This is a genomic window from Trinickia dinghuensis, from assembly GCF_003367175.1.
In the GTDB taxonomy this organism is placed as follows: Bacteria; Pseudomonadota; Gammaproteobacteria; order Burkholderiales; family Burkholderiaceae; genus Trinickia; species Trinickia dinghuensis.
On record NZ_QRGA01000010.1, the window covers coordinates 101,735 to 122,072 of the forward strand.

Genomic DNA, 20,338 nt, shown 5'->3' on the forward strand with positions numbered 1-20,338 from the left:
ATATCGCTCTTGCCGATTTCGCCGGTCACCCGCCCGCCGAGCGAGACGCCGCCACGCGCAGCTTGTCCTTGCGCGCTCGCCAGCCGGCGACGAGATTCGGAATCAGAACGGACGAAAGCAAGAGCAATCCGGTGACGATCGTGAGCGTCTCGCTCGATACGTCGACGAGCGTCAACGCATTGCGCAGCACACCCACGATCAATAGCGACAACAGCACGCCATACAGCGATCCCCTTCCGCCGAAGATACTGACGCCGCCGAACAGCACCGCCGCGATCACGGCAAGCTCGAAGCCCTCGCCGTTGTCGCCCCGCGCGCTCGTGAAGCGCAGCGTGAAGACGAGGCCCGCGATCGCGCTCATGACGCCCGACAAGACGAACAGCCGCAGCTTGATCTTTTGCACGTCGATGCCGGAGAACCGCGCGGCCGATTGATTGGCGCCGATCGCATAGAGGGAGCGCCCGAACGGCGTGGCGGACAGGACGACCCCGAACAGCGCCGCGGCCACGATGACGATCGTGAACGGCAGCGGAACGAACGTCGAGCCGAGCGTATTCATGCCGAAGGCCGTGTAGGAGGCCGGGAAATCGGCTACCGCCTGATCGCCGAGCAGCACATAGGCCAGGCCGCGAAACAGCGCGAGCGTACCGATCGTCACCGCGAGCGACGGCAGCTCGAGCCGAACGATGATCCAGCCGTTCAGCAACCCGGCCAGCGCGCCGCCTGCGATCACGAGCGGGATCACAACGGGCATCGGCAGCCCCGCGTGCCAGAGCACGCCCATGAGCGCGCTCGATGCGCCGAGCACCGACGCCACCGAAAGATCGATCTCGCCCGTCACGATGATGAAGGTCATCGGCAAGGCCATCAGCGAAATCTCGGTGATGTCGAGCAAGATGTTGCTGAGATTGTCGGCGTTCAGAAAAACCGGCGACAGCAGGCGCCCGAGTATGAGCGAGCCACCCAGAATGACCGCAAGCAGCACCTCCCACGTCAGGTGCCAGGCACGCTTGCGCGTCTCGCGGGGAGCAGCGATGTTAGCCATGGTCGCGTTTCCTCATCATACGTTTTGCCAGGGATCGGGCGATCAGCGTGTCGATCGCCACGGCCGCCACGATCAATGCACCCTGTATCGCCTGCTCCCAGAACGGCGAGATCCGCAGCACGACCAGCGCGATATTGATGACGCCCAGGACGAGCGCACCGAGCGTCGCGCCGAGGATCGTGCCGGAGCCGCCGTTGATCGCCACGCTACCGACCACGGCGGCGGCCACGACCTGCAACTCGATACCCTTCGCCGTACTGGCGTCGACGGTGCCGAACCGGGCCAGCCACAGCGCGCCGGCCAGACCGGCGATCGCCCCCGAGATCAGAAAGCCCGACATCACGCGGCGTTCGACTTGGATGCCGGCGAGACGCGCGGCTTCCGGATTCGAGCCGATCGCATAGTGCTCGCGCCCGCCTCGGAACTGCTGCAGATAGATGCCGAGGCCGATCAGCACGACGGCCGCGACGATCACGAGCGTCGGGATGCCGAGCAGCGTGCCGGTCGCGAGCCGCGAGAACGCGTCGGGCAGGCTGCTCGCATTGATCTGGCCGCCGCTCACCCAGGCGTAGTCCGCCCCGCGGAAGATGTACAGCGTCGACAGCGTCGCGACGAGCGACGGCACCCGCCCGAGTGCGACGAGCACTGCGTTGACCGAGCCCGCGAGCAGCCCGATGCCGATCCCGGCCGCCAGCGCGACAGCCACGGGCATGTGCGGAAACGCCACGTAGAGGCAGCCCACGCCGTAGGCGCTGATCCCCACGACCGACCCGACCGACAGATCGATGTGCCGCATCAACATCACGACCGTCATGCCCGCCGTCAGCAAACTGACGATGGCCACGTTGAGCAAGACGTCGCGCAAGTTCTGCATGTTCAAGAACTGCGGACGCGCGAGGCCCGTACACACAATCAGCGCGACCAGGACGACGAACAGCGCGGTTTCCCGGCTCTTCGCCAAATGCGTGAACCACCCCAGGCGCGGGGCGACGACGGCGAGATCGTCTCGATGCATCGTATCGGCTCGAAGCGTCATGCTGCCCGTCCCAGATGAATATCGTCCTGACCGAGCGCCGCACGCATGATCCGCTCTTCGTTCGCGTGCGCTCGCTCGATTTCGGCGCTGATCCGCCCCTCGTGCATGACGAGCACGCGATCGGCCATGCCGAGCACTTCAGGCAGTTCGCTCGAGATCATGAGGACCGCCATGCCGTCCCGCACGAGATCGGAGAGCGCGGCGTAGACCTCGGCTTTCGCGCCGACATCGATGCCGCGCGTCGGTTCGTCGATGATCAGCACCTTGGGCCCGGTGGCGAGCCATTTGCCGAGCACGACCTTCTGCTGATTGCCGCCCGACAGCGTGCCGGCCGGCGCGAGCAGATCGCTCGCCTTCAGGCGCAGACGCGCGCCCCAGTCGCGGGCGAGCGACTCCTCGCGCCCACTCGAAATGAGACCGAAGCGCGTGAGGCGGCCAAGCACCGTCATCGACGCATTGCGCGCGATGCTCAGTTCGAGCGCGAGGCCCTGTTGCCTGCGGTCCTCGGGCACCATCGCAAGCCCGGCCTTGACCGCCAACTCGGGCCGCCCTGGTGCGAGGCGGCGGCCGGCCACGTGGACCTCGCCGCCGTCGAGCGGATCGATGCCGAAAATCGCGCGGGCCACTTCGCTGCGCCCGGCTCCGACGAGACCGGCCAATGCGACGATCTCGCCGGCGCGCACGTCGAACGACACGTCCTTGAAGACGCCGGTGCGCGTAAGCCCTCGCACCGATAGCCTGACCTCGCCGGGCATCACCTCGGCCTTCGGGTAGAACGTCGCCAAATCGCGTCCCACCATCTTGGCCACGATGCCGGCCGTCGTCATCTCCGCGGTCGGCGCGTCGAACACCTTCGCACCGTCGCGCATGATCGTCACGTGCTGCGTCAGCGCGAAGACTTCCTCGAGCCGGTGCGTGATGAAGAGAATCGCCGCGCCTCGCTCGCGCAGCGTTCTCACGATCGTGAACAGCCGCTCCACCTCGGGCAGGGACAACGCGGCGGTCGGTTCGTCCATGATGAGCACGTTGGCATTCAACGACAGCGCTTTCGCGATCTCGATCACCTGCTGATCGGCGATCGACAGCCCGCGCACGAGTTGCTTGGGTTTCAGATCGACGCCGAGCGAAGCCAACAGGCCGGCCACCTCCCGATGCATGGCGTCGAAATCGATGCGTCCGAGCCGATCGATGGGCTGGCGGCCCATGTAGATGTTCTCGGCGATCGACAGATCGAAGAACAGCGTGGGTTCCTGATAGATCACGGCGATGCCGGCATCGCGCGCATCGGCGGGCGATGCAAAATGCCGCGCGCTGCCGTCGATCTCCATCTCGCCCGTGTCGGGTGCATGCACGCCGGCGAGAATCTTGACGAGCGTCGATTTGCCCGCGCCGTTTTCGCCGAGCAGCGCGTGCACTTCACCCGGCATGAGCACGAGGTTGCCGTCGATCAACGCGCGCACCTGCCCGAACGATTTGCTCGCCCCCTTCAGCGCCAGGCGCGGCGGCAATGGCGATGTGTTGCCCGTTTCCAAATTCGTCTCCATCGTTTTGTGTCGTGTTGCGTCTTGCTTGTTTCGGATACAGCCTCGGATGCCGCCTCGGATGCCGCGTCGAAGCTAGATGCGGTAGATGCGCTCGGCGTTATGCCGGAAGAGCGCACTCTGCTCACTGCTGCTCGCCCCCGCGACGATGCGCGCGTACGCGCGCCATAGCGCCTCGTAGGTCCCGAACAAGCGATCGACCGGGAAGTTCGACGCGAACATCGTGCGCTCGGTGCCGAATGCGTCGATCGTCTCCAGGACATACGGTCTCAAGCTCTCCACCGTCCATAGATGGTCGAACATCGCGAGACCGCTGATCTTCACCGTGACGTTCGGGCACGCGGATAACAGCCGTAAGCCGTCGCGCCAGGCGCGGTATCCGTCGAGTCGGTCGCGATCGACGAACATGCCGGCGTGATTCAGAATGAACTGGGTGTCCGGATGCAGCCGCGCGAGTTCCGCGGCCTCCCGCATTTGCGAGGGATAGAGCTGCAAGTCGAACGACAATCCGTAGCGCGCGAGCAGTCCGAAGTTCGTGCGCCACACGGGATCGCGCATGAAATGCCGCTCGACATAGCCGTACAACGGGTCCGCATGCACGTTGAGGATCTGCCGAATACCGCGCGTGTTGGCGAATTCCGCGTGCGCAGCAAGCGTCGCCTCCACGTCCGGCGCGCTCAAATCCGCGCCGGCGACGATGCCGTTCGGAAACGCGCCGCGCGAACCGTCCCCGCCGTCGGCGAGCGACTGTAGCCAGCGGGTCTCTTCGACGATATTCTCGGGATCGTGGTTAGCTTCGACGTGGACGACCTTCAGAACCTGAACCGCCCCCGCGTCGCTCGACAGATTCTCGGGCAGATAGTCATGGCGCAGCGCGGCCGCGTCACCGACGAACGACGTGCCGGGGTTCTCGAGCCACGGATAGCGATGCGTGCGCAAGTCCCAGAAATGCACGTGGGGATCGACGACTTGCATGAGCATGCTCCTCTGTCGTCAGGGAAGATGGAACAGCGGAACGAGCGGCTTCTGCGCGGGTGCGCCGTCCGATCCCGTCAACATGATGTCGGACATGAACGCCCACCACTTGCGCATCAGATCGTCGCGCACCAGTTGATCCATTTTGTGGCCGCTGTCGCGTTTGAGCACCGCGAACAGGTGATCGGTGACATCGTCGAGAAAAATCCAGTAGTCGCGGATGCCCGCGTCGCGCAATGTATCGACGAGCTCCGGCCAGATATCGCGATGACGCCGCTTGTACTCCTCGCGCTGCCCTGGATTGAGGACCATCCGGAACGCTATCGTCTCCATCTTTCGCCTCTCCCTCTTTCTAAAGCCGATTTCTTTACGCTGCATCGGCGTGTTGCAGGGACTATAATTCGCCGAGCGATAACAAACCAATCCGTTCTCATGATTGGGCGATCCAGAAAGCGAATCACCTCATGCCCACGCCATCCGCCACCCTGTCGCTCGTCAATCGGCTCAAGTTCAAGCACCTCGCACTGCTCGTCGCGCTCGACGACGTGCGCAACGTGCATCAAGCCGCCGACCAAATCAACGTCGCACAGCCCAGCGCCAGCCGCATGCTGGGCGACATCGAAGAGGCGTTCGGCTTTCAGCTGTTCGAACGCAACGCCCGCGGCATGACGCCCACCGCACTAGGCGCCGTCGTGCTTGCCTACGCGCGCCGCGCACTGTCCGAGCTGACCCGCTTCGCCGAAGACCTCGACGTGAAGCGCAAAGGCGGCCACGGCCAGTTGACGGTCGGCGCGATCATGGGCGCCGCGCCCGACGTGCTCGCACTCGCCGTGGCGGCGCTGAAAACCGAACGCCCGCTCTTGAACCTGCGCATCCTCGGCGAGACGAGCGACCAGATCGTCGGCCTGCTGTACCGGCGCGAGGTCGATCTCGCACTGGCCCGGCTCACCACCTCGCTGCAGCACAACGACTTCAACTTCGAACCGCTGGCGCGGGAAACGCTCACGCTCGTCGTGCGAGGCCGCCATCCGCTCGCCCGCCGCGAGTCGGTCACGCTCGCGGAGCTGGTCGAATGGCCCTGGATCGCACAGCCCGTCACGAGCCCCGCTCGCGTGCTGTTCGAAGAAGAGCTCGCGCACGCCGGCCTCAATACGCCGTCGAATCTGACCGAATGCGGCTCGATCTTCGCCACGCTGCAACTGGTCGGCACCTACGACTCGATCGCGATGCTGCCCGAATCCGTCGTGCGCGATCACGTGCGCGGCAAAATGCTCGTCCGGCTGCCGATCGAAATCGGAAAGAGCCTCCCGGGCTACGGCATCCTCACGCGCAAACAGGAAGCGCTTCCGGAAGCCGCCCATCACTTCGTCAGCCTGCTGCGACGCTTCTCTCAGCCGATCACCGACACGCCGCTTGCTCCGCCTTCATTGAAGATTGACGAATAAGCCGCCGTCCACCAGGAGCGCCGCGCCGGTCACATAGCGGGCGCGATCCGAAGCGAGGAATACCACGCAATCGGCCACGTCTTCCGGCGCGCCGAGCCGGCCGAGCGGAATGCGCCGCTCGAAGTAGGCGCGCTTGTCCTCGTCCGCCAGATCTTCAGCGTTGAGATCGGTCGCGATCGTGCCCGGCATGACCGAATTGCAGCGGATTCCGAACGGTCCGAGCGCGATCGCGCACGACTGCATGAGCGAATGCACGCCGGCCTTCGTCGGCGTGTAGTGCGTCTGCATGCCGCCTCCGACAAGCGCGCTGATCGAACTCGTCGCCACGATCGCGCCGCCCGTCCCCTGCTCTTTCATCTGCCTGGCCACCGCCTGCGTCACATAGAACGCGCCGTTCAAGTTGACCCCGACCGTCCGCTCCAACACTGAAGGCGGCATGTCGAGAAACGCGTGGAACGGACAGATGCCGGCGTTGCTCGCAAGCACGTCGACCTTCCCGAACGCTTCGACCGCGTGGCTGACGAGATCGATGCCCGTCTGCGGGAGCGCGACGTTTCCTTCGACGGCGATCGCGCGGCGGCCGTGCGCTTCGATCTCGCGGACCACTTCGTCGATCGCGGAGCGCCGTCCGTACGAGGCGTCGTTGTCGCCCCAGTAGTTGATGACGACATCCGCGCCTTCTCGCGCGCAGGCGACGGCAATGGCGTGGCCGATCCCGCGCGAACCGCCGGTCACGATCGCCACTTTGTTTTCGAGCAGCACTTAGGACTCCTTAGGTCGTTTCTTCGATCGACGGCCCGGCTCGGCTGAACGCGGCGCTCCGTGCATCGCCACACCACGACTCAATGGGTATAGGGACGCACGAGCGCACACTCGGGATTGAGCCGTACGCCGAAGCCGGGCGTCTCCGGCACCTTCATTCGTCCATTGACCGGGACGGGCTCGTCGAGCAACAGCGGGGTAAACATCGGCACCACGCGATCCGCCTCGGGCGCCATCATCAAGAATTCCGCGAACGGCGAATTGTGCCGCGTCACGACGAAATGGTAGCTGTAGACCGACGAACCGTGCGGCACCACCATGACGTTGTGCGCATCGGCGAGCGCCGAAATCTTGATGAGCTCGGTCAAACCGCCGCACCAGCCGACGTCCGGCTGAATCAGATCGCAGCAGCCCATTTCGAGCAGCATGCGGAATCCCCAGCGCGTGGCCTCATGTTCGCCCGTCGACACCATCATGCCGCGCGGCACGTTGCGCCGAAGCTCCGCATAGCCCCAGTAATCGTCGGGCGGCAGGCATTCCTCGATCCACTTCAAGCCGTATTCGTGCGCGGCGTGAGCAAAGCGCGTCGCGTAAGGCACGTCTAGGCTCATCCAGCAGTCGTACATCAGCCAGAAGTCGTCACCGACGCGTTCCCTCATGGTGGCGAGCGTGTTCAGATTCTTGCGCAGGCCCTCTTCGCCTTCGGCCGGGCAATGCTGGAGCGGCAGCTTGCCGCCGATGAAGCCCATCTGCTTGGCCAGATCGGGGCGAGCGCCCGTCGCATAGAACACGAGTTCGTCACGCACCGGCCCGCCCAGCAACTGAAAGACCGGTTCCTGGCGAACCTTGCCGAGCAGATCCCACAGCGCGAGATCGACGCCCGAGATCGTGTTGAGCACGACGCCCTTGCGCCCGTAATAGAGCGTCGCGTAGTACATCTGGTCCCACATCGTCTCGATGTCCGTGACGCGGCGCCCCTCCAGAAACCGGGCAAGATGCTTTTCGACGATGAACGCGCCGATCTCGCCCCCGGTCGTGACGGCGAACCCGACGCTGCCGTCGCTCGCCTCGATCTCGACGACGAGCGTGCCCAGCACGTTGATGCCGAACGAGCGCCGGGATTGACGATATTCGGGGTAGCGAGCCATCGGCGTCGCAATGTGATCGTCGATCCAGTGCCCGTCCGACTGATCGTGGTAGTCCGCGCCGCCGCCGCGAACCGTGAAGGCGCGCACGTGCTTGATGGTTGGCATGCTCATGCAAAGACTCCCTATGCAGTTCAATAGGTGGCGCGTCCGCCGGACAGATCGAACACCGCCCCCGTGCTGAACGCGCAATCCTCGGACGAGAGCCAAAGGATCAGGGAGGCAGCCTCCTCGGGCAGCAAAAAGCGATTCATCGGAATCTTCGCCAGCATGTAGTCGATATGTTCCTGCGACATCGAATCGAAGATCTCCGTCTTCGCCGCGGCCGGGGTCACGGCGTTGACCAAGATGTTTCGCTTGGCCAATTCCTTGCCGAGCGACTTCGTGAGCCCGATCAAGCCGGCCTTCGATGCGCTGTAGTGCGAGGCGTTCGGGTTGCCTTCCTTGCCGGCCACCGAGGCGATGTTGACGATACGGCCGTAGCCTCCCTCGAGCATGCGCGGCACGACCGCGCGGCAGGTCAGATACGAGCCGATCAGGTTCACTTCGATCACGCGTCGCCAGACGGCCGGATCCAACTCCCAGGTCGAGCCGTTGCCGCCGGTGATCCCCGCGCTGTTGATCAGGACGTCGATCGAACCGTGCTCGGCGAAGGTCGATGCGGCAGCGGCTTCGACGGCCGCTTCGTCGACGAGATCGACGGTCACGGCCGATACCTTGCCCAGCTCGGATAGTTCGCTGCGGCTGCGTTCGAGACGCGTCGCATCGACGTCCCAAAGGGCGACTGACGCGCCCGATCGCAGTGCGCGCTGTGCGACCGCATAGCCGATGCCACGCGCGCCGCCCGTGATGACGACGGTCCGGCCTTTCAGATCGATCTCGTTCATCGTGCCTCCCCTTCGATACGTGCATCGACAGTGCGCTGACGTTGTTCGCCGAGGCCCGCGATGCCCAGACGCATCGTCTGCCCCGCGCGCAGATAGACAGGCTCGGGTTTTTGCCCCATGCCGACGCCCGGCGGCGTCCCGGTCGAGATGACGTCGCCCGGTTGGAGGCTCATGAATCGGCTGATGTAGGAGACGAGCGTGGCGACGTCGAACACCATCGTCTTCGTGTTGCCGTTCTGGTAGCGCTTGCCGTCGACTTCGAGCCACATGTCGAGCGACTGCGGATCGGGCACCTCGTCGCGCGTGACGAGCCAGGGCCCGAGCGGGCCGAACGTATCGCAGCCTTTGCCTTTGTCCCATTGGCCGCCGCGTTCCAGCTGGTAGGCGCGTTCGGAAACGTCATTGACGACGCAGTAGCCGGCGACGTAGTCGAGCGCTTGCTCGCGCGTCACGTAGCGCGCTGCCCGGCCGATGACCACCCCGAGTTCGACTTCCCAGTCGACCTTTTGCGCACCGGGCGGGATTTCGACGTCGTCGTTCGAGCCGATGATCGCACTGGTCGCCTTCATGAACAGGACGGGCTCGGTGGGCACCGGCATGTTCGATTCCGCGGCGTGATCGGAATAGTTGAGGCCGACGCAGATCATCTTGCCGACACGGCCGACGCAGGGGCCGAGGCGCACGTCGGCCGGGGCGAGCGGCAACGATTCAAGCTCGAGCGCCGCTAGGCGCTGCAAGCCGGCGGGCGACAGCGTTTCCGACGCGATGTCGGATACCTGGCCGGACAAATCGCGGATGCGGCCTTGCCGGTCGATTACACCGGGGCGCTCCTCGCCCGGGCTGCCGAAACGCACTAGTTTCATACGACGTCTCCTCGTCTGGATTGGAATACCGTTGACGAAGGACTATAGAAGGGCCGCAATAGCCGAACAATCCGAAACGCGCATCCGCCGATAACGAATTCGAATCGCGGCGCGGCGGGGCGGGAATCGCCTTTCGTCGCGCGTCGATGCGATACACCGCTGATTGAGCGGGTGGTCGGGCTGATCGGGCTGATCGGGCTGATCGGGCTGATCGGGCTAAATCGTTACAATCCCCGGGTGCATTCATTTTCGACCGCGTCGAGTTCAAGACATGTTGACTTCCCATTTCTGGAGCGGCGACGCCATCCGCAGTCGAAGCGTCAGTGACGTCGTCTTATCGAGCATGCTCGATGTGCCGGTGCCCACGGCGCGCCTGCTTGCGGATTGGCAAAGAGAGATATCGGCGCGACTCGTGCTGGAACCCGGGGATGTCGAGGCCATGCCGTTGGCGCGAACACAAGCGCGCTGGCCGGAGTACAAGCGCTGTGTGCAGGCAATGGCAGACTGGACGCGCGCGCTCGGTTTGTCCACCGTGCTTGCCGAGAGCGACATCGCACTGATGGCCTGCCGTGGCGCGAGGTACCACCATGACGGTGCGCAATATGGTGGTGCGGCTTTTTGCAATCTCTTCCTCAGCGACGACAAAGGCCTGGACGTGCATTTTCCCGCCACGGGCCATCGCATTCCACTCACGCGGGGAACAGCGGTGATATTCGATACCGGTCAACCGCACGGCGTGATTCAGCGCCGCGGCAACGGCTTTAGCGCGGCCGACTTCCCGCCGGGCCAGGATTTCAACCAGGTATTCCTGACCTGGGAACTGCCCATCGAAGACGCCCATGTTCGGCAAGCGCTCGGCGTGGTCTTCGACATCGCCGATTCGACCTCGCCGCAACTCGACGAAGAGCAGGTCTTGTTGGACGGCGCGCCCGCCGCTGTGTGTCCGGAATCCGGTCGCTGGTACCGGACTGAATGATCCCCGCATCGCATTCACTGCGCTGAGGGCCAAAGGATTGCGCCGCCCCACCCCCAAAAAAACGAGTACAATTAGCCATTTCGCACGGAAATCCGTTCGAAACAATGGTTACTAGGGGCGTTACATGCTGCATAGCTACGCAGCCACGAACTTCCAGTCGTTCCGGGAACGAGTCGATGTCGATCTGCTCGTCAACCAGCGGGCGCCGGACACTGACTGGATCGCAAGCTGTGCCACGGGCCAGCGCGTATCGAAAGTAGCGGGCGCTATCGGCGCGAACGGTTCCGGCAAGACGGCTTTGCTCAAGCCCATGGCGTTCCTCAGCTGGTTTTTCACGTCGTCGTTCCAACAAGCGCAGGTCGGCTCGGCCATTCCGGTTCAGCCGCACTTTGCCAATGTGAGCGAGCCCGTAGAGATCGAGTGCACGGCCGACTTCGATGGCCAGCTGTGGCGGTACGTCCTGCGCTGCACACCGCAGCGCGTCTTGCATGAAGCGCTGTACCGCAAGCACGACCGCTTTCGCTATGTGTTCGCGCGAGACTGGAGCGAGGCCAAAGGCTCCTACGTCGTCCGGCAGCAGGATTTCGGCCTCGACCCGGGCAAAGCCGTCGAAGCCCGCCCCAATGTGTCTCTGATTTCCTGGGCAGCGCAATACGGCGTGCCGTTGGCGCTCAAGATCGCTGCTCCGAACATTTACAGTAACGTCGGCGTGTCGGGCCGTGTGAACACTGGCGATTTGGGCGTGCTGGAAGCAGCAAAGGGATTCCAGGCTAACGCAGTGCAACGCGCCGAAATGGAGCGCTTGCTGTGCGGCTGGGATTTGGGGCTCTCGGGTGTAGAGATCCGGGAAGCCGAGGTCACACCGAATCCCCTTGCTCCGGACCAGAAGGAGAAGGTTTGGGTGCCTTTTGGCCGCCACAAGAGTCGTGGCCAAGAGTACACACTGCAGCTGTTTCTAGAGTCGAACGGTACGAAGAGCGCATTCTCGCTGCTTTCCGCCCTGTTACCGGCTTTGAGCGTCGGCGGTCTAGCCGTGATCGATGAATTCGAGAGCGATCTGCATCCGCACATGCTGGATGCCATCTTGGGTTTGTTCGCAAGCCAGAGGACCAACCCGCGCAATGCCCAGCTCCTCTTTACTAGCCATGCGATGGAGGTGCTGAACGTGCTGGACAAGCACCAGGTGATCTTGGTCGAAAAGGATGCGGATTGCGAAAGCAGCGCCATTCGCCTAGACGAGGTTGCTGGCGTACGCTCGGACGTGAGTCTCTATGCCAAGTACATGGCCGGTGCGTTTGGCGCGGTCCCCGATCTGTAATGGCGAAAAAACGCGGGTTCCGGGAAGAGTATGAAACCTTGCTGCTGGTTGGTGAAGGAGAGACTGAGGTTGCATTCCTGAGCCATATCAAAGCGCTGTATGTCGAGCGTGGCTGCGGACTCGCGGTGAAAGTCATCTGCGCCAGGGGTAAGGGAGCGGCGCACGTCGTTGACGTGGCAATACGGCAACGGCTCAACGCTGCGTATGACACCGTGGCGGTGCTGCTCGACACCGATACGGACTGGGGGCCGGCGGTCGCCAAACGCGCAAACGAGCATCGAATCCAGGTTCTTCGTTCCGAGCCCATGTTTGAAGCCATGATGCTGCGCGTGCATCGGCAGTCGGCAGAGGGGCGCGCCGACGAGTTGAAGCGCCGATTCGCACCCCTCGTCAACGGAGATGGCCTCGATCCGAGGAACTACAGCACGAATTTTGGCGACGATATTTTGCAGATGGCACGGCAAAGAGAGTTGACGCTCGATCATCTACTCCGACTACTGCGTCGGTAGCGTTGGCGCAGGAAGTGAAATTCGCTGAAGTTTGGTCATCGACGGCTAGTCGGATATTGGGGGCGCCTCCTGCGACGCCAAGCAGATCACTTGCGGCGCCGGATGGTCGCCATCGCGAGACCCGCTCCTGCGAATGCACACGCGGCGGACACCAGCGCGACGGCGCGCAGTCCATCGGCGATGGCGTCGGCTTCCGCCTGCGCCACGGGTGTCCGCGGCAATGTGCGTCTATCGCCGCCCGCCGCCCCGGAGTACGCGTCAGGTTCCAGCAACTGCCCGGTCCGGCGAGCACCCGGAGGAACTTGCAGTGCGTCGAGCCGCGCCGCAAGTGCCGCGTCATGCGACCACACGAACACGATGCCGAGCACCGCAATCGCCAACAGGCCCGCAATCCGTGCGACTGCATTGTTGATGCCCGATGCGACACCCGTGCGGTCGCTCTGCACCGAGCCCATCACGGTGGTCGTGAGCGGTGCGACCGTGATGGTCATCCCGAGCCCGAGGACGGTCAGCGCAGGGAAGAATCCGGCCCAGTAGCTGCCGCGCACGAACGGCAGCCCAAGCATCACGAACCCGATTCCGGCAACGGCCGGCCCTGCGCTCAATAGCGCCTGCGAACCGAAGCGGCTCGTCAGGCCGCCAGTGAAGCGCGACAACAAACCGATGATGACAGGCACGGGCAGCAACGCTGCGCCGGCTTCGGTCGCGGTGTAGCCATGCGCGCGGATCAGCGTGAACGGCAGGAAGAACAGTGCCCCGCTCAGGCCGAAATAAAGCAGCAGCGTAACGAGGTTGGCGCCGGTGAAATCGCGCGAGCGGAACACGTCGAGCGGCATCATGGGGTAACGGCTTCTTGCTTCGATCATCACGAATGCGGCCAGCACGAGCACGCCCGCGCCGATCGAGGACAGTACGAGCGGATGCACGAAGCCGCGCGCCGACGCCTCGGTCAAACCATACGTGAGGCCGGCGAGCCCCGCGGCCGCGCTCAGCGCGCCGGGCCAATCCAATTGCTGCTGCGCGTCGGGCTTGTGGCTGTTGGGCACCGACGACATCGCGAGCGCGATCGTGACTACCGCAAGCGGCACATTAAGGAAGAAGATCGCGCGCCACGACAACGCGTCGACGAGCCAACCGCCCGCCACCGGCCCCACCGCCGACGTGATAGCGCCGACGCCCGCCCAGGTGCCGATCGCACGTGCGCGCGCTTCGCCCTCGAATATGGCACCGATGATCGCGAGCGAGCTAGGGACGAACAGCGCGGCGCCATCTATCTCTTCTTCGACAAGCTGGCGTGATTAAGCCGACATCCCCCCGACTCGAGCGCTGCCCGCCAAAGAAGGAGCCCACCATGTCCCTGTCCCTCTACGAAGTCACGATCCCGGCGTTGATCCGCGGCCTCAAAGTGCGGTCCAACTACGTCGACGCCGCAGCGAAGTTCGCCGCCGACCACAGCATCAATCCCTGATCCTTGATCGCCGCGCGGACCTCCCCGGCTCCTCCTTAAGCTTTTCACTTCTTCGCTGTCCGACATCAGGTCTGTAGAAAGCTCTGCGCTCAGAAAAAAAGACCGTTGTCCTTGCGGGCAACGGTCTTTTTTATGCAGCACCGGTCAAAGGGCCTACGTAATCGAAGCGCTCAATCGCTTTCGCTCATTTGCATCCGATTGCCAGTCCTAATTGTTCCGATCGTTCTTACTGAGCAACCGGCGATTTCACGGACGGTGTCGCCAGCGTGTTATTGGCCCCATTTGCGGGCAGCGTCGGCATCGTGCTCATGTTCATGCCATTCGCCTGATCTGAAGTCTGCATCGCCGTGCCGCTCTCCGAGTTCGTCATACCAGGCATGCCATAGCCGCTCGTCGTAGCAGCCGGCGTGGCAGCGGCCGGCGACGTGACCGTCGGGGTCGCCAGCGTGTTGTTTTGCGCGAATGCTCCGTTCGACAGCGTGAGTGCAGCCGCGGCTGCGATCAATGTGATGGTTACCTTGCTCATGATTCGCTCCTCCTTAATCAGGTTTATCAGCCCGGGATTGCGCAAAATCCACGCCATGCCATGAACCGCCAGCACGGAGTCGAGTCTGCGCCCGATAATGCGAATCTTAGGAAAATGGTCCCAGATGATTAAGCGCGCTATTCGCAATGGTGAATTTCGATTTTTGGGATAACCGGCGAAAGTGACGCGTCCTCCTCCCCAATCTGGGGCCGAGGCGGTTTTTCACGGCGCAGTTCGGACTACGCGTCTTCGTAACGAATTCAACCTGCGAAGCACTGGCAGCGCACCCAATACGCACACTCTCTTCTACTACCCCTCGCCCGCCGTGTGGTCGCGGACGAAGTCGATATGTGCCTGCATGGCAGTACGCGCTTGTTCAGGACGCCGCGCCAAGATTGCCTCGCACAACGCCCGATGCTGCATCAGCAAATGTTCGGAGGCATCTTCGTATCGTTCCCTCAAGCCGGTGCCGCTGATCGCGATGTGTTCTCGCAGCATGCCGACCACGCTCGCATGCAGGTGCAAGAACATCGTGTTGTGCGAAGCACGCGCGATCACGTCATGCAGCTTGGCATCGGCGTCGGCCTCCGCCGCTTTGTCATCCGCCTCGCGTGCGCGCGCAAGCTCGCTCATCAGCGCACGAATGCGCTCGAGGTCGGCGGCATCCGCACGCAACGCGGCAAAGTACGCGGTGGCGCCTTCCAAAACATGGCGAAACTCGAGGATGTCCTCCCGTAGCGCCGGATGTTCCGCTACGAGTTGCCCCCAAGGAGACACGATGCCGCTGCGCAATCGATCGGTGACGTACACGCCCGCTCCGCGCCTGCTTCGCAAAAGATCGCGGGCCACCAACCGTTGAAGCGCCTCGCGCACCGTGTTGCGCGACACGCCGTAGCGCTCGGCCAGTTGGCGCTCCGATGGCAAACGCGTACCCGGCGTCCAGGTGCCGTCGAGCAGTGCCGTTTCGAGGCGGCGCATCACCGCTTCGACGCGCCCGCTGTTCGAAACGCCCGCCGCCTTCGCTCGCCCTTCCCCGTCCGTTCTCTTTGCCATTTCGAATTGGTCCAACCAATTTGCACTCATTCTCAGCGACGGGAATGATCGCGTCAATGTCAACGCGCGGCACGGCATGCGCCCCCATCCCAATGGAACGAGAATGACGGCACGACACTATCCCTCGCCCCCGACCGACGTCTATCTATTCGCCACCTGCTTGATCGATTTGTTCGTGCCGCAGGCGGGCCTCGACGCGGTCCGGCTGCTGGAACGCGAAGGCTTGACCGTGCACTTTCCGCGCAAGCAAAGCTGCTGCGGGCAACCGGCCTACACGAGCGGGCACCCCCGCGAGGCGCGCGAGGTGGCGCGCGCTCAGCTCGATTTATTCGCCGAGCCCTGGCCGGTGATCGTGCCGTCGGGCTCTTGCGCCGGCATGCTGCGCCACCATTGGCCGAAGCTGTTCGAGGACGAAGACGAGCACGATGACAATGCGGCCCCTCGCGCCCGTGCACTCGCAGAGCGCGTGTATGAATTCGGCGAATTCCTGCTGCACGTGCTGAAACTCGACTTCCGCGATGCTATCGCCGACGCGGCAAAAACCGAGCGCGTGGCATTGCATACATCGTGCTCCGCTCGCCGCGAAATGGGCACGCGCGAGCACGGCGTGAAAATTGTCGACGCCCTTCCCGGCGTAACGCGCGTGGAGCACGTGCGCGAATCCGAGTGCTGCGGCTTCGGCGGCACTTTTTCGCTCAAGCATCCCGACATCTCGGGTGCGATGGTGAAAGACAAAGTCGCCTCGGCCTGCGCGACCCAGTGCGATCGCCTTGTTTCGGCCGACTGCGGCTGTCTGCTGAACATCGGCCATGCGGCACAGCAATCGGGTGCGCCGCTCGCGGTCGAGCATCTCGCCAGCTTCCTGTGGCGCCGTACGACCCCCGCCAACGGAGACGTCTAATGAGCGCCAGCACGTACTCGAACTCGCGGGAGCGGATGCTCGCACGCTTGCGCGCCGCGAGCGCGACGTCGACTGCGATCGACGATGCCGAGACCTTGAGCCGGCGTATCGACGCGCATTACGCATCGCGACTCGAGCGCCAGGCCACTGCAGGCCAAGATCCGACGACGACGTTCCAAACGATATTGGAAGCAGCTCACGCTCAGGTATGGCGAACCGACGCGATTTCCTGGCCTGCGTTACTGGCTCAGCAGTTGCGCGACGCGGGCATCCGCCGCCTGCTGCTCGATCCGGCCCGCGCGGAAGGCGCAGCCTTGTCTCGTGTCCTGCCGGCCTCGGTGGAAGCGCTCTCCTACGCGCGCCCATTGGAACGATGGAAGACCGAACTGTTCGACACCGTCGACGCCGGCTTCACGGTCGCTCGCTCGGGCATCGCCGCCACCGGCACCTTGATCCTGGCGCCCGATGAAGGGACTCCGCGCACCGTTTCGCTCGTCCCGCCACTGCACATTGCGCTCGTGCACGCCCATACCCTGCACGTCGATTTGCATGCCGCGATGCGGACCAAACGGTGGGCAGCCGGCATGCCGACGAATCTGGTCCTCGTGTCGGGTCCCTCGAAAACCTCCGATATCCAACAAACGCTGGCTTATGGCGCACATGGCCCGAGCCGGTTGTGGGTCTTCATCGTCGAACAAGACGAGCCGTCACAAAAAAGCACGCAAGGAGGTACGTCTTGAGCGAGCACAGCATCCAGTTCGTCCCGCCCATCGAATTCAAGGCCCGCGCGCGAACCGCGCTCGCCGACGACGCCTTGCGCGGCAGCTTCCGCGGCGCGATGGATTTCCTTCAAGGCAAGCGCGCGGCACAGTTCCCCGATGGGGAGGAACTCGAACGGTTGCGCGATCTCGGCGAGGCCATCCGCCGGCATGCGTTGGCGCATCTGCCGGCGCTGCTCGTTCAATTGGAGGCGAAGCTCACCGCGGCCGGTGTCCACGTGCATTGGGCCGGCACCGCCGAAGAGGCCAATGCGATCGTCTTCGACATCGCTCAGTCACGCGGCGCTCGGCGCGTCATCAAAGGCAAATCGATGGCCAGCGAGGAAATGGAGTTGAACCATTACCTCGCCGAACGCGGCGTGAATTGCATCGAATCCGACATGGGCGAATACATCGTCCAGCTCGCCGAGGAAAAACCCTCGCATATCGTGATGCCCGCCATCCACAAGACGCGCGGCGACATCGGCAAGCTATTCGAGCAACACATTCCCGGCACGGCCTATACCGAGGATGTGGATGCATTGATCCAGACCGGCCGCCGCGCGCTGCGCCATGCCTTCGCCGAAGCCGACATCGGATTGTCGGGCGTGAACTTCGCCGCCGCCGATACGGGTACGCTTTGGCTCGTCGAGAACGAAGGCAACGGGCGCCTATCCACCACCGTGCCCGACGTGCACATCGCGATCATGGGGATGGAAAAGGTCGTCGCGAAGCTCGAACACATCGTGCCGCTGTCGAGCCTGCTCACGCGGTCGGCCACGGGCCAGGCCATCACCACCTACTTCAATCTGATCTCGGGCCCGCGACGCCCGGGCGAACTCGACGGCCCGCGCGAGATGCATCTCGTGCTGCTCGACAACGGCCGCAGTCAGGCCTACGCCGATGAACAGCTACGCGCCACGCTGCAATGCATCCGTTGCGGCGCCTGCATGAATCACTGTCCGGTCTATACCCGCATCGGCGGCCATGCCTACGGCACCACCTACCCCGGCCCGATCGGCAAGATCATCTCGCCTCACTTGCTGGGCTTGGAGGCGACGGCAGACCTGCCGACGGCGTCGAGTCTTTGCGGCGCATGCGGCGAGGTCTGCCCCGTTCGGATCCCGATTCCGCAATTGCTGATCCGTCTGCGAACCGAGGCCAACCGCGCGCCCGAACAGCACGTGGCGCACGCGCTGCGCGGCCAGGGCGCGAAGTACAGCCGCGGCGAACGATTGATTTGGCGCTTCTGGAGCGGCGCATTCGCGCATCCCGCTCGCTATCGCGCGTTCCGCTGGCTGGCTACCCGGCTGAACGCACTGACGCCATCGCGGCAGGCGGGATGGACGCAGCATCGCACGCCGCTCAAGCCGGCCGCGCGCAGCCTCGCCGATCTGCTGCGAGAACGAGGACAGCCCGAGTAGTGCTCGACGCTTTACGCCCCGCTCGCGCTCAGCTTCCCGCTCACCACACGCCGTAAAACACGCCGGCTTTCTTGTATTGATGCGTGCCGCGCTCGACGTCGTCGAGCGTCACGGTCGTGCGGTTGCGCAAGCCGAGGGTCCAAGCCAGCAAACGCTCGCGCATCGCTTGCCGGACGTTGTCGAAGGCCGGGTCCGTGCCGAGGTCGACGAATTCGTCGGGGTCGTTGCACAGGTCGAAGAGTTGGGGCGCGTAGCCGTCCCAGTGAATGTATTTCCATGCCTCGGTGCGCACCATCCAGCCGCGGCACGCGTCGGGTCCGCGGCCGAGGATTTGGCGCGCCTGCCGATAGGAATAGTCGAGTTCCGAGAAGACGGCATCGCGCCAAGGCGTGCCCGGCTCGGCATTGCGCGTGAGCGCGAGCAGCGAGCGCCCTTCGATGCGATGCTCGGGTATCGGCATGCCGAGCGCGTCGAGAATCGTCGGAACGGTATCGATCGCCTCGACGAATCGCGCATCGCCATGACCACGCGTGGCATCGGCTTGCGGCGAAGGATCGTAGACGATGTACGGCACGCGCTGAACGGTGTCGTAGAACAACTCCTTCTCGCCGAGCCAGTGATCGCCGAGAAAATCGCCGTGGTCGGCCGTAAAGACGATCAGCGTGTCCTGCCAGCGCCCCAGCCTATCCAGCGTTTCCCACAGCCTGCCGAGATGATCGTCGAGCTGACCGATCAAACCTTGATAAGCGGGCCGCACCTTCGCGATGACGTCGTCGCGCATGAAATTCGCGCACTCTTCCTGCTGGAAGTAGGCGCCCGTCACCGGATGCGGCGCCTCGCGCTCCCGTTGCGCGCGACGCACCGGCAAGCATTGGTCGAGCGTGTACTTGTCGTGATACGGCGCCGGTGCCATATACGGCCAGTGCGGCTTCACATACGACAAGTGCATCGCCCACGGCTCGTCGCCTTGGCGCTCGATGAAACGGATCGCCTGATCGGTCGTGTACGCCGTCTCCGAGTCGCCTTCTCGCACGCGTGCCGGCAAGTGCACGTTGCGCATGTGCCAACCGCTGACGATGCGGCCTTGCTCGTCTTCCGCCGAGATCACATAGTCGGTCCACGGATCGTCGCTCGCGTAGCCTCGATCGCGCAGATACTGCGCATACCCTCCCGCGGGCTCCGCATGGTGGCCGTCGTAGCGATCGACGAGCGCGAAATGCCCCTCGCGCAGCAACGCGCCCAACGCATTGCCGCCGTCCAGATCGAGCCGTTTCAGGCCTCGGTTGTCCGGCATCACGTGGGTCTTGCCGACCAGCGCGAGCTTCATGTCGCGCTCGGCAAGATATTCGCCGAGCGTGATCTCGTCGATCGAGAGCGGCACGCGATTCCATGTCGCGCCGTGGCTGGCGACGTAGCGCCCAGTGTAGAACGACATGCGCGACGGGCCGCACACGCCCGACTGCACGAACGCGCGCTCGAATTTCACGCCGCGCCGCGCCAAATAGTCGACGTTGGGCGTGGCGAGATACGGATGGCCATAGCAGGACAGATGGTCCGCCCGCAGTTGGTCGCACATCACGAAGAGCACATTGCGAATCGACGACATCGTAGGTATCGGGTATCAGGATCGGTATCGGTATCGGTATCGGTACCGGGGATTAGGCGCTCGGTATTGGGCGTTCGGCGTTCGAATCGAAATTTGACGA

Annotated in this window: 19 protein-coding genes and 1 pseudogene; 7 read left to right on the forward strand and 13 right to left on the reverse strand. The window is 63.9% G+C overall.

Annotated features, from left to right (window positions below):
• Positions 1 to 25: 25 nt before the first annotated feature.
• The 5 genes from DWV00_RS18615 to DWV00_RS18635 all read right to left on the reverse strand — a co-directional run bounded on the left by DWV00_RS18615 (position 26) and on the right by DWV00_RS18635 (position 4,930).
• Positions 26 to 1,045, reverse strand: a complete 1,020-nt coding sequence (locus tag DWV00_RS18615; protein WP_115535075.1) for an ABC transporter permease — start codon at positions 1,043 to 1,045, stop codon at positions 26 to 28.
• Positions 1,038 to 2,060, reverse strand: a complete 1,023-nt coding sequence (locus DWV00_RS18620) for an ABC transporter permease (RefSeq protein WP_245964952.1) — start codon at positions 2,058 to 2,060, stop codon at positions 1,038 to 1,040. The genes DWV00_RS18615 and DWV00_RS18620 overlap by 8 nt, the downstream gene beginning before the upstream one ends.
• Positions 2,061 to 2,077: 17 nt before the next feature.
• Positions 2,078 to 3,625 carry a sugar ABC transporter ATP-binding protein gene (locus tag DWV00_RS18625; protein WP_115535077.1) on the reverse strand — a complete coding sequence of 516 codons (1,548 nt, stop codon included), beginning with the start codon at positions 3,623 to 3,625 and terminating at the stop codon, positions 2,078 to 2,080.
• 72 nt (positions 3,626 to 3,697) lie between these two features.
• Complete coding sequence (locus tag DWV00_RS18630; RefSeq protein WP_115535274.1) at positions 3,698 to 4,597, reverse strand: amidohydrolase family protein; 900 nt, start codon at positions 4,595 to 4,597, stop codon at positions 3,698 to 3,700.
• A gap of 18 nt (positions 4,598 to 4,615) precedes the next feature.
• Positions 4,616 to 4,930: an L-rhamnose mutarotase gene (locus DWV00_RS18635; RefSeq protein ID WP_115535078.1), complete on the reverse strand. Its 315-nt coding sequence runs from the start codon at positions 4,928 to 4,930 to the stop codon at positions 4,616 to 4,618.
• A 131-nt stretch (positions 4,931 to 5,061) separates the two neighbouring features.
• Here DWV00_RS18635 and DWV00_RS18640 point away from each other — a divergent pair, with 131 nt between their 5' ends.
• A complete protein-coding gene (locus DWV00_RS18640) occupies positions 5,062 to 6,042 on the forward strand; it encodes a LysR family transcriptional regulator (RefSeq protein WP_115535079.1) in 981 nt (326 codons plus the stop codon).
• Here the strand turns inward: DWV00_RS18640 and lra1 are convergent.
• The 4 genes from lra1 to DWV00_RS18660 form a co-directional block, all read right to left on the reverse strand.
• On the reverse strand, positions 6,022 to 6,804 hold the full coding sequence (lra1, locus tag DWV00_RS18645; RefSeq protein ID WP_115535080.1) for an L-rhamnose 1-dehydrogenase Lra1: 783 nt from the start codon (positions 6,802 to 6,804) through the stop codon (positions 6,022 to 6,024). The two genes, DWV00_RS18640 and lra1, sit on opposite strands and share 21 nt — an antisense overlap.
• Positions 6,805 to 6,884: 80 nt before the next feature.
• The gene (rhmD, locus tag DWV00_RS18650) at positions 6,885 to 8,063 is read right to left on the reverse strand and encodes an L-rhamnonate dehydratase (protein ID WP_115535081.1); all 1,179 of its coding nucleotides are present in this window, start codon (positions 8,061 to 8,063) and stop codon (positions 6,885 to 6,887) included.
• Positions 8,064 to 8,083: 20 nt separating this feature from the next.
• Positions 8,084 to 8,836, reverse strand: coding sequence for an SDR family NAD(P)-dependent oxidoreductase (locus DWV00_RS18655; protein WP_115535082.1), 753 nt, complete (start codon positions 8,834 to 8,836; stop codon positions 8,084 to 8,086).
• On the reverse strand, positions 8,833 to 9,699 hold the full coding sequence (locus DWV00_RS18660; RefSeq protein ID WP_115535083.1) for a fumarylacetoacetate hydrolase family protein: 867 nt from the start codon (positions 9,697 to 9,699) through the stop codon (positions 8,833 to 8,835). Before DWV00_RS18660 ends, DWV00_RS18655 begins: the two co-directional genes overlap by 4 nt.
• Positions 9,700 to 9,970: 271 nt before the next feature.
• On the opposite strand from DWV00_RS18660, the gene DWV00_RS18665 reads away from it, so the two are divergent.
• From DWV00_RS18665 to DWV00_RS18675, 3 genes are all read left to right on the forward strand, one after another.
• Positions 9,971 to 10,675, forward strand: a complete 705-nt coding sequence (locus DWV00_RS18665) for a hypothetical protein (protein WP_115535084.1) — start codon at positions 9,971 to 9,973, stop codon at positions 10,673 to 10,675.
• Positions 10,676 to 10,799: 124 nt separating this feature from the next.
• Positions 10,800 to 11,993, forward strand: a complete 1,194-nt coding sequence (locus tag DWV00_RS18670; RefSeq protein WP_115535085.1) for an AAA family ATPase — start codon at positions 10,800 to 10,802, stop codon at positions 11,991 to 11,993.
• A complete protein-coding gene (locus DWV00_RS18675; RefSeq protein WP_115535086.1) occupies positions 11,993 to 12,502 on the forward strand; it encodes an RloB domain-containing protein in 510 nt (169 codons plus the stop codon). The genes DWV00_RS18670 and DWV00_RS18675 overlap by 1 nt, the downstream gene beginning before the upstream one ends.
• Before the next feature lie 86 nt (positions 12,503 to 12,588).
• Here DWV00_RS18675 and DWV00_RS18680 read toward each other — a convergent pair.
• From DWV00_RS18680 to DWV00_RS18690, 3 genes and pseudogenes are all read right to left on the reverse strand, one after another.
• Positions 12,589 to 13,770: pseudogene (locus tag DWV00_RS18680) on the reverse strand (MFS transporter); the annotation flags it as partial.
• Between the two features lie 426 nt (positions 13,771 to 14,196).
• On the reverse strand, positions 14,197 to 14,496 hold the full coding sequence (locus tag DWV00_RS18685; protein ID WP_115535275.1) for a hypothetical protein: 300 nt from the start codon (positions 14,494 to 14,496) through the stop codon (positions 14,197 to 14,199).
• Between the two features lie 309 nt (positions 14,497 to 14,805).
• Positions 14,806 to 15,474 (reverse strand): FadR/GntR family transcriptional regulator, encoded by a 669-nt coding sequence (locus DWV00_RS18690; protein ID WP_115535276.1) that lies wholly within the window; start codon positions 15,472 to 15,474, stop codon positions 14,806 to 14,808.
• 178 nt (positions 15,475 to 15,652) lie between these two features.
• On the opposite strand from DWV00_RS18690, the gene DWV00_RS18695 reads away from it, so the two are divergent.
• The 3 genes from DWV00_RS18695 to DWV00_RS18705 are packed head-to-tail and all read left to right on the forward strand — an operon-like array spanning position 15,653 to position 18,632.
• Complete coding sequence (locus tag DWV00_RS18695; protein WP_115535087.1) at positions 15,653 to 16,450, forward strand: (Fe-S)-binding protein; 798 nt, start codon at positions 15,653 to 15,655, stop codon at positions 16,448 to 16,450.
• Entirely contained in the window at positions 16,450 to 17,190 is a 741-nt protein-coding gene (locus tag DWV00_RS18700) for a LutC/YkgG family protein (protein ID WP_115535088.1), read from the forward strand. Before DWV00_RS18695 ends, DWV00_RS18700 begins: the two co-directional genes overlap by 1 nt.
• Positions 17,187 to 18,632, forward strand: coding sequence for a LutB/LldF family L-lactate oxidation iron-sulfur protein (locus DWV00_RS18705; RefSeq protein ID WP_115535089.1), 1,446 nt, complete (start codon positions 17,187 to 17,189; stop codon positions 18,630 to 18,632). Before DWV00_RS18700 ends, DWV00_RS18705 begins: the two co-directional genes overlap by 4 nt.
• Before the next feature lie 40 nt (positions 18,633 to 18,672).
• On the opposite strand, the gene DWV00_RS18710 is transcribed toward DWV00_RS18705, so the two are convergent.
• On the reverse strand, positions 18,673 to 20,238 hold the full coding sequence (locus DWV00_RS18710; RefSeq protein WP_115535090.1) for a sulfatase-like hydrolase/transferase: 1,566 nt from the start codon (positions 20,236 to 20,238) through the stop codon (positions 18,673 to 18,675).
• Positions 20,239 to 20,338 lie beyond the last annotated feature (100 nt).

What these genes read in the sequence shown, in the direction of transcription:
- DWV00_RS18615 (WP_115535075.1), bottom strand. Translation starts at nt 1,045, where the DNA reads ATGGCTAACATCGCTGCTCCCCGCGAGACGCGCAAGCGTGCCTGGCAC.
- DWV00_RS18620 (WP_245964952.1), bottom strand. Translation starts at nt 2,060, where the DNA reads ATGCATCGAGACGATCTCGCCGTCGTCGCCCCGCGCCTGGGGTGGTTC.
- DWV00_RS18625 (WP_115535077.1), bottom strand. Translation starts at nt 3,625, where the DNA reads ATGGAGACGAATTTGGAAACGGGCAACACATCGCCATTGCCGCCGCGC.
- DWV00_RS18630 (WP_115535274.1), bottom strand. Translation starts at nt 4,597, where the DNA reads ATGCAAGTCGTCGATCCCCACGTGCATTTCTGGGACTTGCGCACGCAT.
- DWV00_RS18635 (WP_115535078.1), bottom strand. Translation starts at nt 4,930, where the DNA reads ATGGAGACGATAGCGTTCCGGATGGTCCTCAATCCAGGGCAGCGCGAG.
- DWV00_RS18640 (WP_115535079.1), top strand. Translation starts at nt 5,062, where the DNA reads ATGCCCACGCCATCCGCCACCCTGTCGCTCGTCAATCGGCTCAAGTTC.
- rhmD (WP_115535081.1), bottom strand. Translation starts at nt 8,063, where the DNA reads ATGAGCATGCCAACCATCAAGCACGTGCGCGCCTTCACGGTTCGCGGC.
- DWV00_RS18655 (WP_115535082.1), bottom strand. Translation starts at nt 8,836, where the DNA reads ATGAACGAGATCGATCTGAAAGGCCGGACCGTCGTCATCACGGGCGGC.
- DWV00_RS18660 (WP_115535083.1), bottom strand. Translation starts at nt 9,699, where the DNA reads ATGAAACTAGTGCGTTTCGGCAGCCCGGGCGAGGAGCGCCCCGGTGTA.
- DWV00_RS18665 (WP_115535084.1), top strand. Translation starts at nt 9,971, where the DNA reads ATGTTGACTTCCCATTTCTGGAGCGGCGACGCCATCCGCAGTCGAAGC.
- DWV00_RS18670 (WP_115535085.1), top strand. Translation starts at nt 10,800, where the DNA reads ATGCTGCATAGCTACGCAGCCACGAACTTCCAGTCGTTCCGGGAACGA.
- DWV00_RS18675 (WP_115535086.1), top strand. Translation starts at nt 11,993, where the DNA reads ATGGCGAAAAAACGCGGGTTCCGGGAAGAGTATGAAACCTTGCTGCTG.
- DWV00_RS18685 (WP_115535275.1), bottom strand. Translation starts at nt 14,496, where the DNA reads ATGAGCAAGGTAACCATCACATTGATCGCAGCCGCGGCTGCACTCACG.
- DWV00_RS18690 (WP_115535276.1), bottom strand. Translation starts at nt 15,474, where the DNA reads ATGCGCCGCCTCGAAACGGCACTGCTCGACGGCACCTGGACGCCGGGT.
- DWV00_RS18695 (WP_115535087.1), top strand. Translation starts at nt 15,653, where the DNA reads ATGACGGCACGACACTATCCCTCGCCCCCGACCGACGTCTATCTATTC.
- DWV00_RS18700 (WP_115535088.1), top strand. Translation starts at nt 16,450, where the DNA reads ATGAGCGCCAGCACGTACTCGAACTCGCGGGAGCGGATGCTCGCACGC.
- DWV00_RS18710 (WP_115535090.1), bottom strand. Translation starts at nt 20,238, where the DNA reads ATGTCGTCGATTCGCAATGTGCTCTTCGTGATGTGCGACCAACTGCGG.